General features: G+C 57.6%; 13 protein-coding genes. 6 read left to right on the top strand and 7 right to left on the bottom strand.

The window, feature by feature from the left end; genetic code table 11:
• Positions 1-12 precede the first annotated feature (12 nt).
• The 6 genes from AC0L2P_RS14905 to AC0L2P_RS14880 form a co-directional block, all read right to left on the bottom strand.
• Complete coding sequence (locus AC0L2P_RS14905; protein WP_473502052.1) at positions 13-1,275, bottom strand: polysaccharide biosynthesis/export family protein; 1,263 nt, start codon at positions 1,273-1,275, stop codon at positions 13-15.
• Positions 1,262-2,536 (bottom strand): hypothetical protein, encoded by a 1,275-nt coding sequence (locus AC0L2P_RS14900; protein WP_473502051.1) that lies wholly within the window; start codon positions 2,534-2,536, stop codon positions 1,262-1,264. Before AC0L2P_RS14900 ends, AC0L2P_RS14905 begins: the two co-directional genes overlap by 14 nt.
• A complete protein-coding gene (locus AC0L2P_RS14895) occupies positions 2,533-3,537 on the bottom strand; it encodes an SDR family NAD(P)-dependent oxidoreductase (protein WP_473502050.1) in 1,005 nt (334 codons plus the stop codon). Before AC0L2P_RS14895 ends, AC0L2P_RS14900 begins: the two co-directional genes overlap by 4 nt.
• 73 nt (positions 3,538-3,610) lie before the next feature.
• Positions 3,611-4,285, bottom strand: a complete 675-nt coding sequence (locus tag AC0L2P_RS14890; RefSeq protein WP_473502049.1) for a sugar transferase — start codon at positions 4,283-4,285, stop codon at positions 3,611-3,613.
• Positions 4,282-5,418 carry a DegT/DnrJ/EryC1/StrS family aminotransferase gene (locus AC0L2P_RS14885; protein ID WP_473502048.1) on the bottom strand — a complete coding sequence of 379 codons (1,137 nt, stop codon included), beginning with the start codon at positions 5,416-5,418 and terminating at the stop codon, positions 4,282-4,284. The genes AC0L2P_RS14890 and AC0L2P_RS14885 overlap by 4 nt, the downstream gene beginning before the upstream one ends.
• A gap of 47 nt (positions 5,419-5,465) precedes the next feature.
• Entirely contained in the window at positions 5,466-6,188 is a 723-nt protein-coding gene (locus AC0L2P_RS14880) for a nucleotidyltransferase family protein (protein ID WP_473502047.1), read from the bottom strand.
• A 508-nt stretch (positions 6,189-6,696) separates the two neighbouring features.
• Between AC0L2P_RS14880 and AC0L2P_RS14875 the strand changes: the two genes are divergently transcribed.
• Positions 6,697-7,374 carry a LuxR C-terminal-related transcriptional regulator gene (locus AC0L2P_RS14875; protein WP_023675618.1) on the top strand — a complete coding sequence of 226 codons (678 nt, stop codon included), beginning with the start codon at positions 6,697-6,699 and terminating at the stop codon, positions 7,372-7,374.
• A gap of 182 nt (positions 7,375-7,556) precedes the next feature.
• Here AC0L2P_RS14875 and AC0L2P_RS14870 read toward each other — a convergent pair whose 3' ends face one another.
• Positions 7,557-9,296 carry a PAS domain S-box protein gene (locus tag AC0L2P_RS14870; RefSeq protein WP_473502045.1) on the bottom strand — a complete coding sequence of 580 codons (1,740 nt, stop codon included), beginning with the start codon at positions 9,294-9,296 and terminating at the stop codon, positions 7,557-7,559.
• 286 nt (positions 9,297-9,582) lie between these two features.
• Here AC0L2P_RS14870 and AC0L2P_RS14865 point away from each other — a divergent pair, with 286 nt between their 5' ends.
• From AC0L2P_RS14865 to AC0L2P_RS14845, 5 genes are all read left to right on the top strand, one after another.
• Positions 9,583-10,293 (top strand): helix-turn-helix transcriptional regulator, encoded by a 711-nt coding sequence (locus tag AC0L2P_RS14865; protein ID WP_473502044.1) that lies wholly within the window; start codon positions 9,583-9,585, stop codon positions 10,291-10,293.
• 279 nt (positions 10,294-10,572) lie between these two features.
• Positions 10,573-11,655 carry an NAD-dependent epimerase/dehydratase family protein gene (locus AC0L2P_RS14860; RefSeq protein WP_473502216.1) on the top strand — a complete coding sequence of 361 codons (1,083 nt, stop codon included), beginning with the start codon at positions 10,573-10,575 and terminating at the stop codon, positions 11,653-11,655.
• A gap of 453 nt (positions 11,656-12,108) precedes the next feature.
• On the top strand, positions 12,109-13,359 hold the full coding sequence (locus AC0L2P_RS14855; RefSeq protein ID WP_473502043.1) for a lipopolysaccharide biosynthesis protein: 1,251 nt from the start codon (positions 12,109-12,111) through the stop codon (positions 13,357-13,359).
• Positions 13,356-14,399 (top strand): glycosyltransferase family 2 protein, encoded by a 1,044-nt coding sequence (locus AC0L2P_RS14850; protein ID WP_473502042.1) that lies wholly within the window; start codon positions 13,356-13,358, stop codon positions 14,397-14,399. Before AC0L2P_RS14855 ends, AC0L2P_RS14850 begins: the two co-directional genes overlap by 4 nt.
• Positions 14,400-14,495: 96 nt before the next feature.
• Positions 14,496-15,581 (top strand): class I SAM-dependent methyltransferase, encoded by a 1,086-nt coding sequence (locus AC0L2P_RS14845; protein ID WP_473502041.1) that lies wholly within the window; start codon positions 14,496-14,498, stop codon positions 15,579-15,581.
• Positions 15,582-15,902: the final 321 nt, after the last annotated feature.

The following is a 15,902-nucleotide window of genomic DNA, read 5'->3' as shown; positions in this document are numbered from 1 at the left end:
ACGCGGCTCGATCTATCGGGTCGCCGCATTTTCGAGAGCGCTGCTGAACCTGACCTCGATCGTATCTCCCGGCATGACCTCGGTGTCTTCTTGGGCAAGCTGTTTTCGCCATTCTTCGCCGAGCTTGCGAATGATCGTGACCTCGGCCTGGATCCTTTCGCCAGCAACCGGTAACGGCAGGGCGGCCGCTCCCGTGGGCTGCAACTTCTGGCTGGCGGCGCGAAGTCTTGCGCCGACGTCGGCAAGACGCACGTTGGCATCTTTCAGCTCGGTCAGCAGACCGATCCTTCTTTGGTTGTCATTGCGTTCGTGCTGTCTGGCAAAATCGTCCTGCTGACGTCGTGCTCTCATAAGTTCAACCGAGGTTTCGAGTGCCCGGCTGGAAGAGAGAACTAAAGCGCGCCGGACGTCGGCGAGCCGGGTATTGGTCAGATTTCCCGACTCAAACGCTTTCCTTACGCGCGCCAGCTCGTCTTCGTCCGCCTTCACCCCATCCGCTTCGGCCTTCTCGCGCTCGAGCAGCGTCTCGGTTTGTGCAGCGGCATCCTTGCCACTTTTATCGAGAAAGCTCTGCTCTTTCTGGAAATTGTCCAACGAGAGCTTCAGCCCTTCCGCTTCGGCCTGCGCGATCGCCGAGGCAAAACTTGGCGACAAAGGCGACCCTTGTGGTGGCTGCATGTCGAAAGTCGACTTACCCTGAAGTTCGGCGCGGATACGGGCGCTGTGAAAATAGTCTCTCGTGTATTCCCCCCAAAGCGACTCATAATCGCGCCGCAGATCCACCGGATCTGGGCCAACCTGGTTTGCCCGGGACCGCAAAAGGCTGAAACCACCTGACACGGCGATCGCCTGCCGCACGGTCATCAGCGGGCGATAGGCCTGCTGTCCGGGAGTGAGCACGTCGCCGGTCACATAGATCGGCCTGTACTCTGCAATCACGGCGGTCACGTCTGTCGGCTTGACGACGATCATTTGCTCCCGCCCGTCAGGCAGCCGCTGGTGGAATATCTTGGTCGGCAAGATCGTCTGCATGCGTGTCTGTAGTTCGGCCGGAGTCAGGCCGCCAACCGAAACCATCCCGACTTCGGGAAGCGCGATCGTGCCGTCCATCTGGACCACCGCACGTTGCGTTCGCTCAGAGGTGGAGGCAATTCCTATCTCGACGGTATCGCCGGCGGAAAGTCGATAAGCAGCCCGCGCTTCCGCTGCAGCCGCAGTTTCCATGGCAGCCAACATGCCGAGCATGACAAGAAGGATTCGATTAACGAGGACCATTAGCGGCAATCTCCTTCTGGTTCGACCGCGGCTCTTTCGGCCAATCGAGACGGGTGACGAATTCGTAGACCGGCCCGCCAGGCACACCCCAGTTGCTCGACCAGATTACCTGTGACCCGTCGGGGGACGGCGAGGCATGGGTCTCGCTCCAGTAGTCGGACGGGACGTTGTGGGTCTGCGTGACCCGTCGAACCTCACCGCTGCCATCGAGGCGCAGCGCGATCACCTCTCGGGCAAAGGGCGCCCAGTCGGCATTGGCAGATATCTCATCGGGCTTCCCGCCATAGCTCACGAACGCCCAGCCGGGCCTGTCCAGTGCCCGCAGGGACACATGCTCGGCTTCGCCAAACTTCATAAGCGAGGTGACCTTTCCGTCGGTCAGCCTCCTTTTGATGACGTGATATTTGTCAGGCTCGGATTTGCTGATGCCGACGAAAACTTCGCTGCCGTCTTCGTCGACCGTCATATCGCCATGGCCGGGCCGATGATGGTCCGTCCACCTCTGCCGCAACGCCCCGTCGACGGAGAAAATAGCTCGCTGTTCTGTGTCTTCGTTCACGTTTTGAAAGCACAGGATGTTCGCTCCGAGCGGGGAGATCGAGCAGGCGCTGACGGCTCCGGCAAGTTGGGCAAGATCGATGTCTGGAAATTTCCGGCGCTGCTTGAGATCATAGGCAAATACAACCGTCGCACCATCGCCACGGATCGCGCGCACTGCTATGCGATCGCCGTCACGGCTGGGATTGCCTTTGGACGGCCCGAACTGAAGATCATGGTAATTCGGCGACACGAACAGCACGTCTTCGCGATTGGTCCGCGGCACCCAGGTCGAAATTTTCCGGTCCTGAACGCAAATCATCAGATCGGCATTTTGCGGATGCCACTCGCATTCAGCCGATCGAGCGCGACGGAAAAGCGGGACATAGGTCTGCCCGTCGAAGAAGCACATGCCATTGCAGCCGTTGGTGATGACGAGGAGAGTCTGGTCTGAATTCCACGCCTGGGAGATGGAATAACGGTGGCTGCAAAATTTTTTCTCGCATACGACGCCATTACCAAGGGCGCCAGGCTTGGTGATGCGCATTAACATTGTGCCGAAGGCTGGATCCGTCGCGGGTTGGAGATAACCGGGCAGATCCATGATCACTGGCGCGACAAACTGTGTCGGCGCGATGTCTTGCCGGCCGCCGGCCGTGGACAAATCCAACGACAAGGCAGCCGCAATCAACAGCAGAGCCAACCCACGCGGGCGAAATGTCATGTCATATAGCCCATCTCATGTCGCACTCGGCCTTCGCTGAGGCGCCCTTGCCACCATCCGATGGTCCGCTCCAACCCTTCGCGCAGGCTGGTCTGGGCACGCCATCCAGTCTTGCTTTCGAGGAGCGAAGAATCGGCCAGCAAGGCACGCACCTCGGAATTCTGCGGCCGCAGGCGGCGCTCGTCGCGGTGAATTGGTTTCCTGCAACCGCTCAACTCGATCACCAAATCCAATATGTCCGAGATCGTCACAGCGCGCTGGCTTCCGGCATTGTAGGCATGGCCAAATTCGAGCTCGGCCGAACCTGCGGTCAAAAACGCCGCCGCCGTGTCCTCCACGAAAGTAAGATCGCGGATCGGGCTAGTGTCTCCCACCATGATCGCCGCGCATTTTTTGTCGAGAGCCTGACGTATGATGGTCGGTACGATGGCCCGCTCACTTTGGCGTGGGCCGTACGTATTGAAGGGCCGCATAATAACCACGGGGATGTCGAACGATCTGGCGTAGGACTCCGCCATCATGTCGGCACCGATCTTGGATGCCGAATATGGCGACTGTCCCTGCAATGGGTGGGACTCGCTGATAGGCATTGTCAGCGCTGTGCCATAAACCTCGCTTGTCGAAGTGTGCACCACACGCTCAGTTTCCCATTGGCGCGCCGCCTCGAGGACGTTGACCGTGCCCAGGATGTTGGTTTCCACATAAGACTGGGCGGCGGCATACGAATACGGGATAGCGATCAGTGCAGCGAGATGGAACACGACCGCCTGGCCACGCATGATTCTATTAAGGAACGCGCTGTCGCGAACATCACCGCGGATAAGGTTCAACTGGCTTCGTATGGTGTCCGGTAAATCGTCCAGCCAGCCGTGGCTGTCGAAGGAATTGTAGAGAGCTACCGCGGTGACGTCGGCACCGCTACGGACAAGCGCTTCGGTGAGATGCGAACCGATGAACCCATCGGCACCCGTAACCAGAACTTTCCTGCCCTTGTATGCCATGACCAAGCGTTCCCCCTATGACGTGAGGCACTGAATTTGCAAATCCACGAGAGCGCCGATGTCCCACCTGCTCTCAAGTTCCGATCGGAGGCGGTGAAACGACGCCAAGCACCGCCAGCAGCCCGCGCACCATCCAGACGACATCAGAGACGATCGTGCGCTTCGGATAATAGGAAAGGTCGAGCCTGGCTTTGGCCGGAAACAGAACCTCGCGGTAGAACAGTAGCGGATCCATGGACCGAGGATAAAAGCGGGCTTCATGCCGGAAGAGAACCTGCGCAGGACCCAGCAAGCCTGGCTTGTATTGTAAAACACCCTCGAAGCCCCCGCGAAAACAATCGGCGAAGACAAGGCTCTCCGGGCGCGGCCCGACGATTGCCATCTCGCCTCTGAAGACGTTCCAAAGCTGCGGCAACTCGTCGAACTTGGTGGCGGCGAGGAGCCGTCCTATCGGCGTCATGCGGCTGTCATCGGTCATGGTCAGCGCCAAGCCACCGGGATCGCATTGCACGCTGAACTTGCGGAACTTGTACATGCGGAATGGGCGAGCACCGGCCCCGACGCGGGTCTGCGTAAAGAAGATGGGCCGACCGCCTTCTAGCAGCAGCGCCACGGCAATCAGCAGCATCAGCGGAGCAAAGACGATCGCCGCGGCCGCAGCAATGACGAGGTCAATTGCTCGTCTCACAGACCCATGGGCGGCGCTCGAGACGTTAGGCCGGTGAATGGCTAGGTCCAGGGCATTCATGCGGCTGTTCCTGTCTGAGCGCAACCGTTCACCGCTGCGGCAAGAGCGACAACTACCGTTTCGACCAAAGGTGCGGTGACCTGCGGATGCAGCGGTACCGTCAGCTCGCGCTGCGCGAAATCTTCGGTGCGCGGTAAACGAGTACCGGGAATAAGCTCACGATAGAGAGTCATCTGGTGCACAGGCGGGTAGTGGATAGTGGTTTGTATCCCCTGCGCGCGCAGTGCGTCGATGACGTCTTGCCTGTCAGCGTAACGTGGCAAAAGGACAGGCATGATGTGGTGGGCTGACGTCCGCGGCTCGTGGAACGGGATGGTCACGGCCGGGCAATGCTTGGTGATGAGACGGCGATACAGCATGACCAGGATACGCCTGATCTCATTCCACTCCTGCAAATTTTGCAGCTGGACCAATCCGATCGCAGCCCGCAATTCATCCATGCGATAATTGAATCCGAGCATGGTGACATCATACTGCGGGGTGCGGCTGTTCAGCCTTTGACGTGTCCCGGTGGTCATCCCATGTCCACGCGCCTGGCGGATTGTCTCGAGCAGACCGGTATCACTGGCAATCACAGCCCCGCCTTCCGCCGTGGTCATGTTCTTGTTGCCGTAGAAGCTGAAGGCGGCCGCGGCACCAAATGTCCCCACCTCCTTCAAGCCCGGCGCATGCGCCGCGTCCTCGACGATATGCAGCCCCCGGGCACGGGCGAACTTCTGCCATTGTTCCCTATCGGCGAGGTAGCCGGCGAAATGGACGAGAATGATTGCCTTGGTACGCGTCGTGCATTTCGCTTCGGCTTCCACGATCGACATCAGCGGCACGTCGGCTGACTCGATGTCGACGAAGACCGGCGTCGCACCGACATAGAGCACCGCATTTGCGGTCGCCACGAAAGTTAAGGATGGCACCAGCACCTCGTCGCCCGGTCCGATGCCAAGCGCGTGCAAAATGAGATGAAGCGCTGCGGTGCAAGAACTGACCGCGACGCAATCCTCCGCATCATGAACGTCGGCAAAAGCTTGTTCGAAAGCTCGTACCTGCTCCCCCATGGTCAGCCAGCCGCTATCGATGACCTTGGTCAAAGCTGTCTTCTCCGGCACACCCAAGATTGGGGCACTGACCAAGAGCATCACAACCTCCTAGACTGATAATTGTGGGAACCGAGCTCGTGACTTCATCATGCAGCCGTCGCGGTGACCTCGATCGAGGCCGACTGGTCTTCCCAGGAAATGGTCTGTGCGTTCTGAAAGTCGTCGACGCGCCCGATATCGAGCCAGAGACCCTCATGCTTGTACACGTGCACGGTTGTGCCGTTCTGCATCATCTGCAGCATCAGGTCGTCGAACCCAAAGGGTATGCCGGACGGGATAAACTGCAGAACGTCCGGGTTCATGCAGTAAATCCCCATGCTGACCAGATGCGAAAGCGTCGGCTTCTCGCGAAAGACCTGCACGGTGTTATCGATTTCGTCGATGACGCCGAAATCCATTTTGATCAGGCGACAGGCTGTTGCGATCGTCACTGGATCGGTGTGCTTACGGTGGGCTGCTACAAATCGACTGAGGCTTAGATCCGTAAGGACATCGCCATTGAGAACGATGAATGGCTCCGTCAGTTCATCCCTGATCAAAGACAGCGGCCCGATAGTGCCAAGCGGCTCCATCTCCTGCGTATATCGAATTTTCAGGTTCCACTGCGAGCCATCTCCACACACGGTGCGGATCAAGTGGCCGAGATAACCGGTTGTAATATAGACTTCCTGAATACCGTTGCGTCGCAACCATTTCAGAAGCATCTCGAGAACCGGCCGTGCACCGATCGGCATGAGCGGCTTCGGCAAGACCGAAGTGAAGGGGCGGAGGCGTGTTCCCATTCCTCCACATTGAATCACCGCTTTCATCCTGGTCCTCCCTTGTTCATTCGGCCTGAACGTCATCGTCATGGCCGGCTATCCTGCCCTGGTCAGCACCCGGGAAACGCGCTCTTGTCCCCTCAGAAGAACCGGTGAGATTTCCCGTAGAAACCGGTGAGATTTCCGCACCGATCCCTGATCCGGACATTGCATCTGGATGGTATGTGGCCGTCGGGGTGGATGTCGTCGTGCGTTCGAATGGTAACAATTCAGCCGTTTTGCTGTTCTATATCTTTGGATCTATGGCAATGCTGAACGACCAGCTGGTCTGTCGGCTTTCCAAAGGCCAGAACGTATGTTCGACGACGTTCGGCGGGTTTCGCTCACAAGGGGCAAAAAAAGGGGAGCGTTTCCCGTCATTTAAGATTATATTAGAAATCTGGCGTTTGCGGTGTTGGGGGTGTCGCGGCGTCGGCTGGATGAATCGACGAGTGAATGGCTACGACTTCAGGCCCATCACCGTTCAATCCATTCAGATACGCGTTGGGGTAGTTCAATGTATCGAATCGTCATCGCCGACGATCACGGCTTGTATCGTCGCGGCTTGCGATTGGCACTGACCGCAGGCATTCCAGGTGTAGAGATATTTGAAGCGTCTTGTTTCGACGCGGTGCTCAGTTTGCTGGCGGAGCAATCGTTCGTGGATCTTGCGATCCTGGACCTGAATATGCCAGGCCTGTTCAACCAAGAAGTGCTCGGCGGGATCCTGTCCGCCTATCCGGATACGCGATTTGCGATCGTTTCCGGAAACGATTCACGCTCGGAAATACTCACGGCTCTGTCGATCGGGCTTCACGGTTACATCGTAAAGTCACAGACGGACGAAGAGGTTGTTTTGGCCGTCAATGAAATCCTCTCCGGGCGCATCTATGTTCCTGCACTTCTGTCACGCCCGGGCGCAACGCAAACAACCCACGCGCACACCCATTCCGACGACAAAGGTCCACAGAGGCGTACCGCTGGCGTCAACCTTGGCAGGCTGACCTCGAGGCAAAAGGAAGTCCTTAAGCTGATGGCGGAAGGCTATTCAAACAAGGAAATTGCGCGCGATCTGGAAATCGCGGAGGCGACCACGAAAATCCACGCTGCTGCGGTTCTGCGTGAGCTGGGGGTACGCAATCGGACGGAAGCTGCCGTTATGCTGAAGACTTGGCTTTCGAGACATGCCAGCTAGAGCGCCGCGGGTTGTTTTGGACGTGCAAATGGCGTCCCAAGACTCCTCCTGCATATTACTGCATACCCAAAGCCGCGGCGCGGCTTTGGGCCAGCGACACTCTTGGAAGGAACCCTGCGCATATTAAAGGCCGCCCAGCGCGACCCGCCTTTAAATATCTGCTTTCCGATTAGAGCACTGCACTACGAACCGATTTCCTTGCGTGACAGCCGCAGCGAATACCGCAACCCTTGGTCCGATATTTCCAGCTTGGGAGAGTGACCGACAAGCGGCGCTCCATCCACTCCGATTATCATGGAACCGAAGCCATGACGGACTACGCTTGAGGTTCGCCGCCGCCCTGATTCCACCCACTCGAACACGATATCACTGCCTATGTCTTCAGCTGCGAACATCCAGCTTACGTCGATTCGGCCTTTAGGATCGCCAAGCGCTCCATATTTCATGGAATTGGTGGCAAGCTCGTGAATGATCATTGCAAAACTCTCGGCGGCGCCTCCCGACATCGCCACGGAAGGACCGCTGACCGATATGGCGCGTGTCCCCATATAAGGGTGCAACTCTTGCGCAATGAGATCGTTTATTGCGCCCGACATGCTGCCGTGGCGTGAAAGAAGCAGATGGGTTGCCTCGAGCGCGCGTATCCGGTCGATCAGCATTTCCTTGTATTTGGTCACATTGTTTCCGGGAACATCGACCATCTTCACGAGCGCCGTGATCACCGCGAAAACGTTGCCGAATCTATGACGCTGTTCGAGCATGATGCGCTCCCGCTTCTTTGCCGCGGCGCGCAGCAGCGTGGTCTGTCGTCTCTCGCTCAGATCGGCAGCCACCCCAAGCCGCTGTCCACCATCACCATGTCTGTCTTCCCTTCCGCGCAGGGCAACCCAGCGGATATGTCCGTCCGGTCGGCGGACGCGTATCTCAACATCGTAATTCGTGATTGATGGTGCGGATTTTCTCGATGCCGCCAACTTTGGCCAGTCCGCCGGATGAACCACAGCCGACAGCTCCTCCAAACTGCGGCTGTTAGCCTGGGCTAGGCCGAGAATGTCCCAGAACGTGTCCGAGCCCTTCACTGTCCCGTCTTTAAGGTCGACGCGCCACGTGGCCAAGCGTCCAGCAGACAGAGCGAGGTCAAGCCATTCCTTCTGAGCCCGAAGCGCTTCGTGAACAGCGCGTCGTTCCGAAATATCGTCGACCACCACGAAGATGCTCTCCGAGAGCCGCCCTTTCGGCACGGACGAAGAAAGCGTCAGCCGAGCCCAGAATACCGTACCGTCCTTTTTTAACAGACGGACCTCGGACACGAACGAAGAAATGTCATTGCCCAGCCTCCCCATCAATTGCGCCAAGGTGTGCCGGTCGTTCGGATGGGCAAGCGTATCGAGCTGCAATTGGGCAAGCTCCTCCTCCTTGTACCCGGTCATCTCACAAAGGCGTTTGTTGGACTGCAGCAACTCACCTTTCTCGTTGGTGTTCGCGAATCCCATGGCAGCACGTTCGAAGGCCCAACGATAACGGCTTTCTGTCGCTCCGACGGCAGCGAGCCTGGCCTCCGCGACCTCCAACAACTCGCGCAAGTCCTGCCGGAGGCGATGGAATGTCATGGCAATCACCCCGCCCGAAAGCAGGAGCAGGATTGCGCGTGCCCAATCTCCATTGGAGATCTGATCGTGTCCTCGTGCCCATAGGCCGACAGTCACCATCAGAATGGTCGCAGCAAGCGCCGGTACGCGATCTTCGAGATAAGCGATAATAATAATAGCCGGAATAAATTCCAGAAAACTGGCGCCTTGCCCAATATAGGCTGACGATTTTATTTCGAATATCAGTGTGGCAGCTAGCACCGATGCAGAGGCAATATGAGTTAGCAATCTGCCCGACGGGTTCGAATTCGACCTGCGCGACTGCGAGCTCATGGACCCAGACTACAACCTTCTGACTAGCCCGTCGAGACTAGCGCAAAAAACGTACAGCTTAGTACCACTGCCGGATTGCCATACCGCTATCATAGCGCGCATTTTATCGGATGCAGCGGGGCCTAAGAGCTGCTTTAGAACTGTCAGACCATGTTGAGTTTTCAAGGCGGTGATGACCATATTCTCCGGCAGCGCATAGAAGACTAGAATCCAGCTACACACAGAATACTATCTGAATCCCGTATACTTACTTCGGGCGTGTGAAACTTTGGGTTAGGGGTAGAAAATGAATCTGATCGATAGACAGGTCGATGCTTCTTCGAGCAATCGGTACATTGCTACGCGGACCAAGTATGACTTTGAAGCGCGGAATACGCGACCCTCTTCTGGTCACCTTCCCGATCGCGCATCACATCCATTGGACGCAAGGCTCGGGGAACCAAAAGGCGGCAGTCTGGAATCCATAACCGGCGTGCTTGATCGCATTGGCTGTGGCTATCTCGTGCTGAATCGCGAAAGAAAAGTAATCGAGTGGAACGCAGCCGCCCAAACCACGCTTGAGCGCCAGGGCGAAGCGGCTGAGACGGCGAGCGGACTTACGGCCGCCCTAAGGCGGCTGATCGCAAATGTTCCGGGCCAATTCCTGCCGGGCTCCCTGTCTTGGGTTGTGATCCGCAGCAGAGGCGACCGTCCGGTGATACTGAACGAGAACGGCGTTATCGCTCCCGACGGAACGAGCATTGTGGCGTTGCTGGATCGGGACAACAGATCTGGGCCAAATCCTCGCACGTTGCAAAGAATGTTTGGCTTGACGAGCGCAGAAACGCATCTCGCCTTGCGCTTGGCTCAGGGCGACGCACCTTTGGAGATCGCCCGCAGCTGGCGTCTCAGCCGCACCACGATCCGTTCCCAGCTTGCCTCGCTGTTCGCCAAGACCGAAACAAAACGCCAGGCGGAACTGGTGGCCCTTCTTGGGCGTATTTCGGTCCTGCCGTAAAGGCAGGCCACTTGAATACAATCGCCGGACGTCAGCATCCGCCCGGGATTCAGACGGCGCAAGTTGGAGTGTCATGACTTGGCAGGTCGTGCATCGCATTGCGCACTCCGCCAGGTTCGATGCGCCGGCGTAGATATCGGAAGCCGCAATCCCGGACTGGTTATTCGGCACTGTCGAACGGATTCGAAAGGCGACAAGTTGGACAATGATCTAGGCAGCGAGTCTGTTCTTGCCGCAGCGGAGAAGGTGGAAATCGCTCGATTGCGTTCGGACCGCGCGGTGAAGAGACTTGCACGGATCGGCCCGATCGTCGTCACCGGCGCGGCAGGCTTCATTGGTTTTCACGTCGCCTTGCGGCTTTTGCGTCTGGGTGTCGAAGTCATCGGCGTCGACAATTTCACCCCCTATTACGATCCACGACTCAAGGAAGCGCGGTTTGCGCGCCTCTGTGCCGAGTCGGGCTTCACTCCGATGCGAATTGATCTGGCGGATGCGGCGCGCGTCCAGTTGCTGTTTTCAGCGGTTCGACCTTCAAACTTTGTGCATCTCGCGGCTCAGGCGGGCGTGCGACATTCACTAGTTGACCCGCATGCCTATGTACAATCGAACATAGTAGCGTTTCTCAACGTCCTTGAGAGCTGCCGGCACTTCGGCGTTAGTCACCTCGTCTATGCCTCGTCGAGCTCCGTCTACGGCTCAAATCGAACCATACCGTTTTCCGAGCATCACGGCGCCGATCATCCTGTCAGTCTGTACGCCGCAACCAAGCGTTCAAACGAATTCATGGCGCATTCATACAGCCACTTGTTCGGCTTGCCCGTGACTGGACTGCGCTTCTTCACCGTTTATGGCCCCTGGGGCAGGCCCGACATGGCGGTCTATATGTTCACGCGTGCGATTATCGAGGGGAACCCAATCGAAGTAGCCAATGCCGGCCGCGTGTGGCGAGACTTCACCTATATCGACGATATCGCTGAGGGCGTGGTTCGCGCACTTGCTGCACCACCGCGGCCCGATCCGCATTGGGACCCTTGCACCGCCGACCCTGCTACAAGTTCCGCGCCGTATCGCGTCTACAATATCGGCAACGACTGGCCCGAGGAGATCAACCGGCTGATTTCGATCATCGAGACCGCGCTTGGCTGCCGGGCGCTTCGCGTGGATGTGCCGTTGCCGCCTGGCGACGTTCTGGAGACACGCGCCGACGTCAGCGATCTTCGCAAGGCCGTCGGCTTCGCCCCGACGACGCGGCTTGAGGACGGAGTGCAACGCTTTGTCGAATGGTACCGGGACTTTCATGGAACGGACGCCGCGTCCAGCATACGGCAACAAACGTTGATGCATGTCGAGGCCAGCGTGTAATCCGCGCCTTTGTCGGAGCGACGAATCCACGCGTCCGCTATCCTGGTCGCGGCTGCTGGTTGGTCAAAAGATCAAGCTGATAAGCTGATACCGCATAGCGTAACGACGACATTTCCGGTCATCGATGCCGCGCGATCCTCGCGGAATCAGCTCATCGCAGGCAACTCAAATGAGCGATCTCAATTCAGAGACTGCAGTTGTACTTGGCCCGGAGCACAAAGAATTCACCGCATCCGCGCTCTGCCGAACGATGTCATTCAGATGGATGATGGTGACGTCCGGGCCCCATCGTAAGCTCTGCTCAACCGCATTTTGCCTCCTCGGAATCGCGAGCTCATGTCCCAAAGCTACTTTCTGAGATCCAGGACGGTTCCTACGGTCGAGAAAATAATCACCCGTGTTCCTCCAAGCCCGATCGGCGGTATTCTTCGCGCGGCAGGAGGCGTTTCGGCCATGGCGATCGCCGGCCAGCTGACCCTCGTCGCCGCTATTCCCGTTTTGGCCCGGCTCTATTCCCCGGCAGATTTCGGGATCTTCACGATTTACCTGTCGATCGTGAACATCCTCGGTGCGATTGCAGCACTGCGTTTCGAGGCCTCTCTCTATGGGGTTAAGGACAGTGCGCGGGCATACGTGACCGTTAAGCTCATTCTCCTTGCCGTCTCGGTGACGAGTGTCCTGGCCTTTGCGGCAGGATTGCTGTGGGCGAGCATCGCTCCAACGCGAGTTGGCCACCTCGCTTGGCTCGTTCCACTTGGGATGGGGGGCGCCGGTCTCGTCGAAGCAGTGAACTGCTGGAGTCTGCGCGTAGGCCTGCTACGCGACTTCGCCCTCGGCCGCCTGATTTTGCCGGCCACCATGGCCCTGCTGCAACTAACTTTTGGGCTCGCCCATTTCGGAGGTGAGGCGATGGTGCATGCTCATATCCTGAGCCAATTCGTCTTTATCGGAATCCTCGGCTCCCGGATTCTGAGCAGGAAGGACATAAACGGCATCGCCCGAGCGCCGTGGCGGACCGTCTTTGCCGTCGCCAGGCGAGAATACAAGTTTCCGTTGTTCGACATTCCCTCGGCCCTAGCGAGTTTTGCCATCATCAATCTTCCCGCAATACTCGTTGGTTCGCTGTTTGGCGCCGCTTTTGCCGGTTACCTGGGAGTTGCGTCGCGGCTGGTCACTGCACCCGTCACGCTGATCGCCAACCCGCTTAGCAATGTTTTTGTATCCGAGGCGAACAAAACCAGCAGTCGAGCACATTGGCTCGGCACCGCGCACGGCCTCTTGATGCTTTCAGCCGGCCTCACTGCGTTGCCAATATTAGCGCTTGGCCTAGCCGCGCCATATATCGTCGTCCCGCTCCTGGGGGCGCCCTGGGTTCCCGCCGCAGACATTATGACGGCGCTGGCGTTCATGGGTGCTATGCAGGCGTTGTCGGCACCGCTTCAAGATGTTCCAGCTCTTCTGCGGCGGCAAGAGGTACGACTTCTCGTCGACGGCGCGCGGATGGCGCTTGTATTTGGCCCGCTACTCGCCGGTGCTGAGGCAGGTTGGGAACCACTCAAAGTCATTTATCTGATGGCGGCTGGCGGCGCCGTCGGGTTTGCACTGAAAACGGCGGCCTCTCTGTATCTTCTCCGCCACGCCGTCGAACCAGCGGGAGCCGCCATACCAAAGCAGAGTCATCACCTCGAGGGAAAAACACTATGAAGCAATCGCAGCTTGATCAGCTTTTAACGACCGATGTGGTTGACCAACATCATCGCGCTGATGCTTCGCGACTGCGCCCTTTCATTTCCGTCGCCATCCCAACGTTTCGCCGACCGGACACGATCCGCCGGGCGATGGATAGCATTCTGAGTCAAGATTTTGCCAGTTGGGAGCTGGTCGTCAGCGACGACGAGGGCCGAGAGGGAGCGACCTGGGCAATCGTGGCCGAGTATGCACGGACCGAGCCTCGCATCCGAATTGTCGAGAACGGCCGGGGCCGGGGCCAGGTCGAGAATACCAACAACGCCATGCTCGCTTGCGTCGGAAAATGGATCAAGCTGCTCCATGACGATGACTGGCTCGCCCCAGGCGCACTCAAGACCTTTGCCGAGGTTTCCACCAAGCATCCCTCTGCTGCATTCATGACCTGTGCCGCGAATATAATTGAGGACGATCGGATGAAATTCCGATTGCCACCGCAAGGGCGACAACGGATCTCCGTCTACTCGAGCCAGCAATGCCTGACGGACCTCTATCTGGTCCGCACGACGCGAAGCCTTGGGATCATCCCGTCGACGCTGTTGATCAATCGCGACGTCATTCACGCGGGTTGCCTGATGCGCGCGCACAATTCCATCCCGGCCGGAGTCGACCAGCTGTTCTTTGTTGACCTGGCATGCCACGGAGACATGGTCGCGATAAATGACGGCTTGATCTTCTACGACGCCACCAATCACCCGAGCATCACTACAACTAAGAATTTCGATGAAGTTGATCAAGTAACTCTTGCTGTCAAAGAGCTTAACTGGAATCTAATTCAGGACCGCAAACATCTTCCTCGCCCCGAGACTTTGTTACGGGCGCTACGGGTTGCTCGTATTCCTAGCAGATTCCACCAGCAGTCCTGGCAAGCGACGATCCAAGACGCCATGCAAATTCTTCGCCCATCAGTTATGAAAATTGCGAGCCAGCATATTCTTACTTACGTGTTTGCCATCCGCCCGAGACTAGGCCGGTTGCGTAGCCGGAAACGAATTTAGCGTGGCGGCATCGTCGAGGCCTGCGTTGGGCCGGCTGGTACGCATTCTACACCGTCGAAGGCGGCTTTCCTTCGTCCAGGCTTCAGGGATAGCGAGATGACCATTTGTCCAGCGTGTGGCAGTGTATCAACCGCAAAATTGTTCGAAGTGACAGCAGACGAGGCCTCTCGACATTTCATCAATCCGCGTCAGGACCCCGATCGTTCTCGAAAGTTAACAAGCCACCTGTCGGATCTCTGGGGCAGTAACACTTGCGACATTCGCAAATGCGCAGAGTGCGGATTCGGTTTCGCAGATCCGTTCGTCGCCGGCGGCTTCGAGTTTTATAACTTAGCCTGGGCGTACCCTTCTTATCCAACTATGAAATGGGAATATGCAAGGACAATCGAAGAGCTCGCGGGCCTGAATACTGGCGGAAAGACTGCTCTCGAAGTGGGATCGGGGTTCGGGTATTTTCTCGACCGGATCAAGAATAAATTTTTCCACACTCCGGATATTTCTGCGGTCGACTACAACGAAACGGCGCGATCGGTATTGGCGTCAAAAGGCTTCAAAACCTTTGCGAACGACTTTCGAGATGACAGCTTCAATTCCATGAAAGACGCGTTCGATTTTATTTTCATGTTTCAGGTTTTCGAGCATATGGACCAAGTTGATGAGGTTTTTGCTCGCTTAAAATATCTTTTGAAGGCGCAAGGATCTGTCTTCATTGCCGTGCCAAATGAAAACAGAACGTACTATATGGAGTCTCACGGCTCGCTCGTAGACATGCCACCAAACCACATTGGCCGATGGACGAAAGAAGCCTTCGATGCCATATGTCGGCGGCACGGCTTGCAATTGAGCAAATGTGAGCGCGAGCCGTTCAATCTCGCCAAATTCCTGAAGCAAGACATCGTCCACAGCTTTTTGCGGAAGGGACAAAAACCAGGTAGCGTGAGTGAGTTCGTGCGGGCGCTTCCGCGAAGCAAAGCGCAACGAATAGCGCAAGGTTTGACTGCCCTCGCGATTTCCCCGTCACGCTTGCCTGCATGGGCATACGCCATCAGGAACGCATCGACGATGGGCGGAAGCGCACTTTGGGCGAAAATCGACAAAGCCTCGTCACCTGCGCTACGGCATTCATCGCCCAGGCAAGCGGCAATGAGCGCTGCGTCACCCCGCCTGCAGCGTGAAGGATGATTTCGGCACTCCCGCGCTGGGGCCGCCTGCCAAGCAGACGAAGGACGGAGTCAGGTGGGTTCCGGAATTCATGAATGCCCGTTCGGCGGCTCCTGGCCAGTTCCGTTATGACACTTCGGACCCACGCTCCCGATGGATCTCGCTGCGGCAACCCGCCTACAGGCGAATGGCCCGCCGGCAGCCGACCGGCGCAGCGCCTAAAGCGGTGATTTTCAACCAAGCGGTGGCGGAAGTAGCAAACAATAGCGCACTTTGGGCGAAAATCGACAAAGCCTCGTCACCTGCGCTACGGCATTCATCGCCCAGGCAAGCGGCAATGAG

This window comes from Mesorhizobium sp. WSM4836 (genome assembly GCF_055811815.1).
This window is presented reverse-complemented; position numbering and strand designations above follow the sequence as displayed.

Excerpts from the sequence above, each read along its gene's own strand:
- AC0L2P_RS14870 (WP_473502045.1), bottom strand. The coding sequence starts at position 9,296 with ATGAGCTCGCAGTCGCGCAGGTCGAATTCGAACCCGTCGGGCAGATTG.
- AC0L2P_RS14880 (WP_473502047.1), bottom strand. The coding sequence starts at position 6,188 with ATGAAAGCGGTGATTCAATGTGGAGGAATGGGAACACGCCTCCGCCCC.
- AC0L2P_RS14900 (WP_473502051.1), bottom strand. The coding sequence starts at position 2,536 with ATGACATTTCGCCCGCGTGGGTTGGCTCTGCTGTTGATTGCGGCTGCC.
- AC0L2P_RS14845 (WP_473502041.1), top strand. The coding sequence starts at position 14,496 with ATGACCATTTGTCCAGCGTGTGGCAGTGTATCAACCGCAAAATTGTTC.
- AC0L2P_RS14895 (WP_473502050.1), bottom strand. The coding sequence starts at position 3,537 with ATGGCATACAAGGGCAGGAAAGTTCTGGTTACGGGTGCCGATGGGTTC.
- AC0L2P_RS14905 (WP_473502052.1), bottom strand. The coding sequence starts at position 1,275 with ATGGTCCTCGTTAATCGAATCCTTCTTGTCATGCTCGGCATGTTGGCT.
- AC0L2P_RS14865 (WP_473502044.1), top strand. The coding sequence starts at position 9,583 with ATGAATCTGATCGATAGACAGGTCGATGCTTCTTCGAGCAATCGGTAC.
- AC0L2P_RS14855 (WP_473502043.1), top strand. The coding sequence starts at position 12,109 with ATGGCGATCGCCGGCCAGCTGACCCTCGTCGCCGCTATTCCCGTTTTG.
- AC0L2P_RS14885 (WP_473502048.1), bottom strand. The coding sequence starts at position 5,418 with ATGCTCTTGGTCAGTGCCCCAATCTTGGGTGTGCCGGAGAAGACAGCT.
- AC0L2P_RS14875 (WP_023675618.1), top strand. The coding sequence starts at position 6,697 with ATGTATCGAATCGTCATCGCCGACGATCACGGCTTGTATCGTCGCGGC.
- AC0L2P_RS14850 (WP_473502042.1), top strand. The coding sequence starts at position 13,356 with ATGAAGCAATCGCAGCTTGATCAGCTTTTAACGACCGATGTGGTTGAC.
- AC0L2P_RS14890 (WP_473502049.1), bottom strand. The coding sequence starts at position 4,285 with ATGAATGCCCTGGACCTAGCCATTCACCGGCCTAACGTCTCGAGCGCC.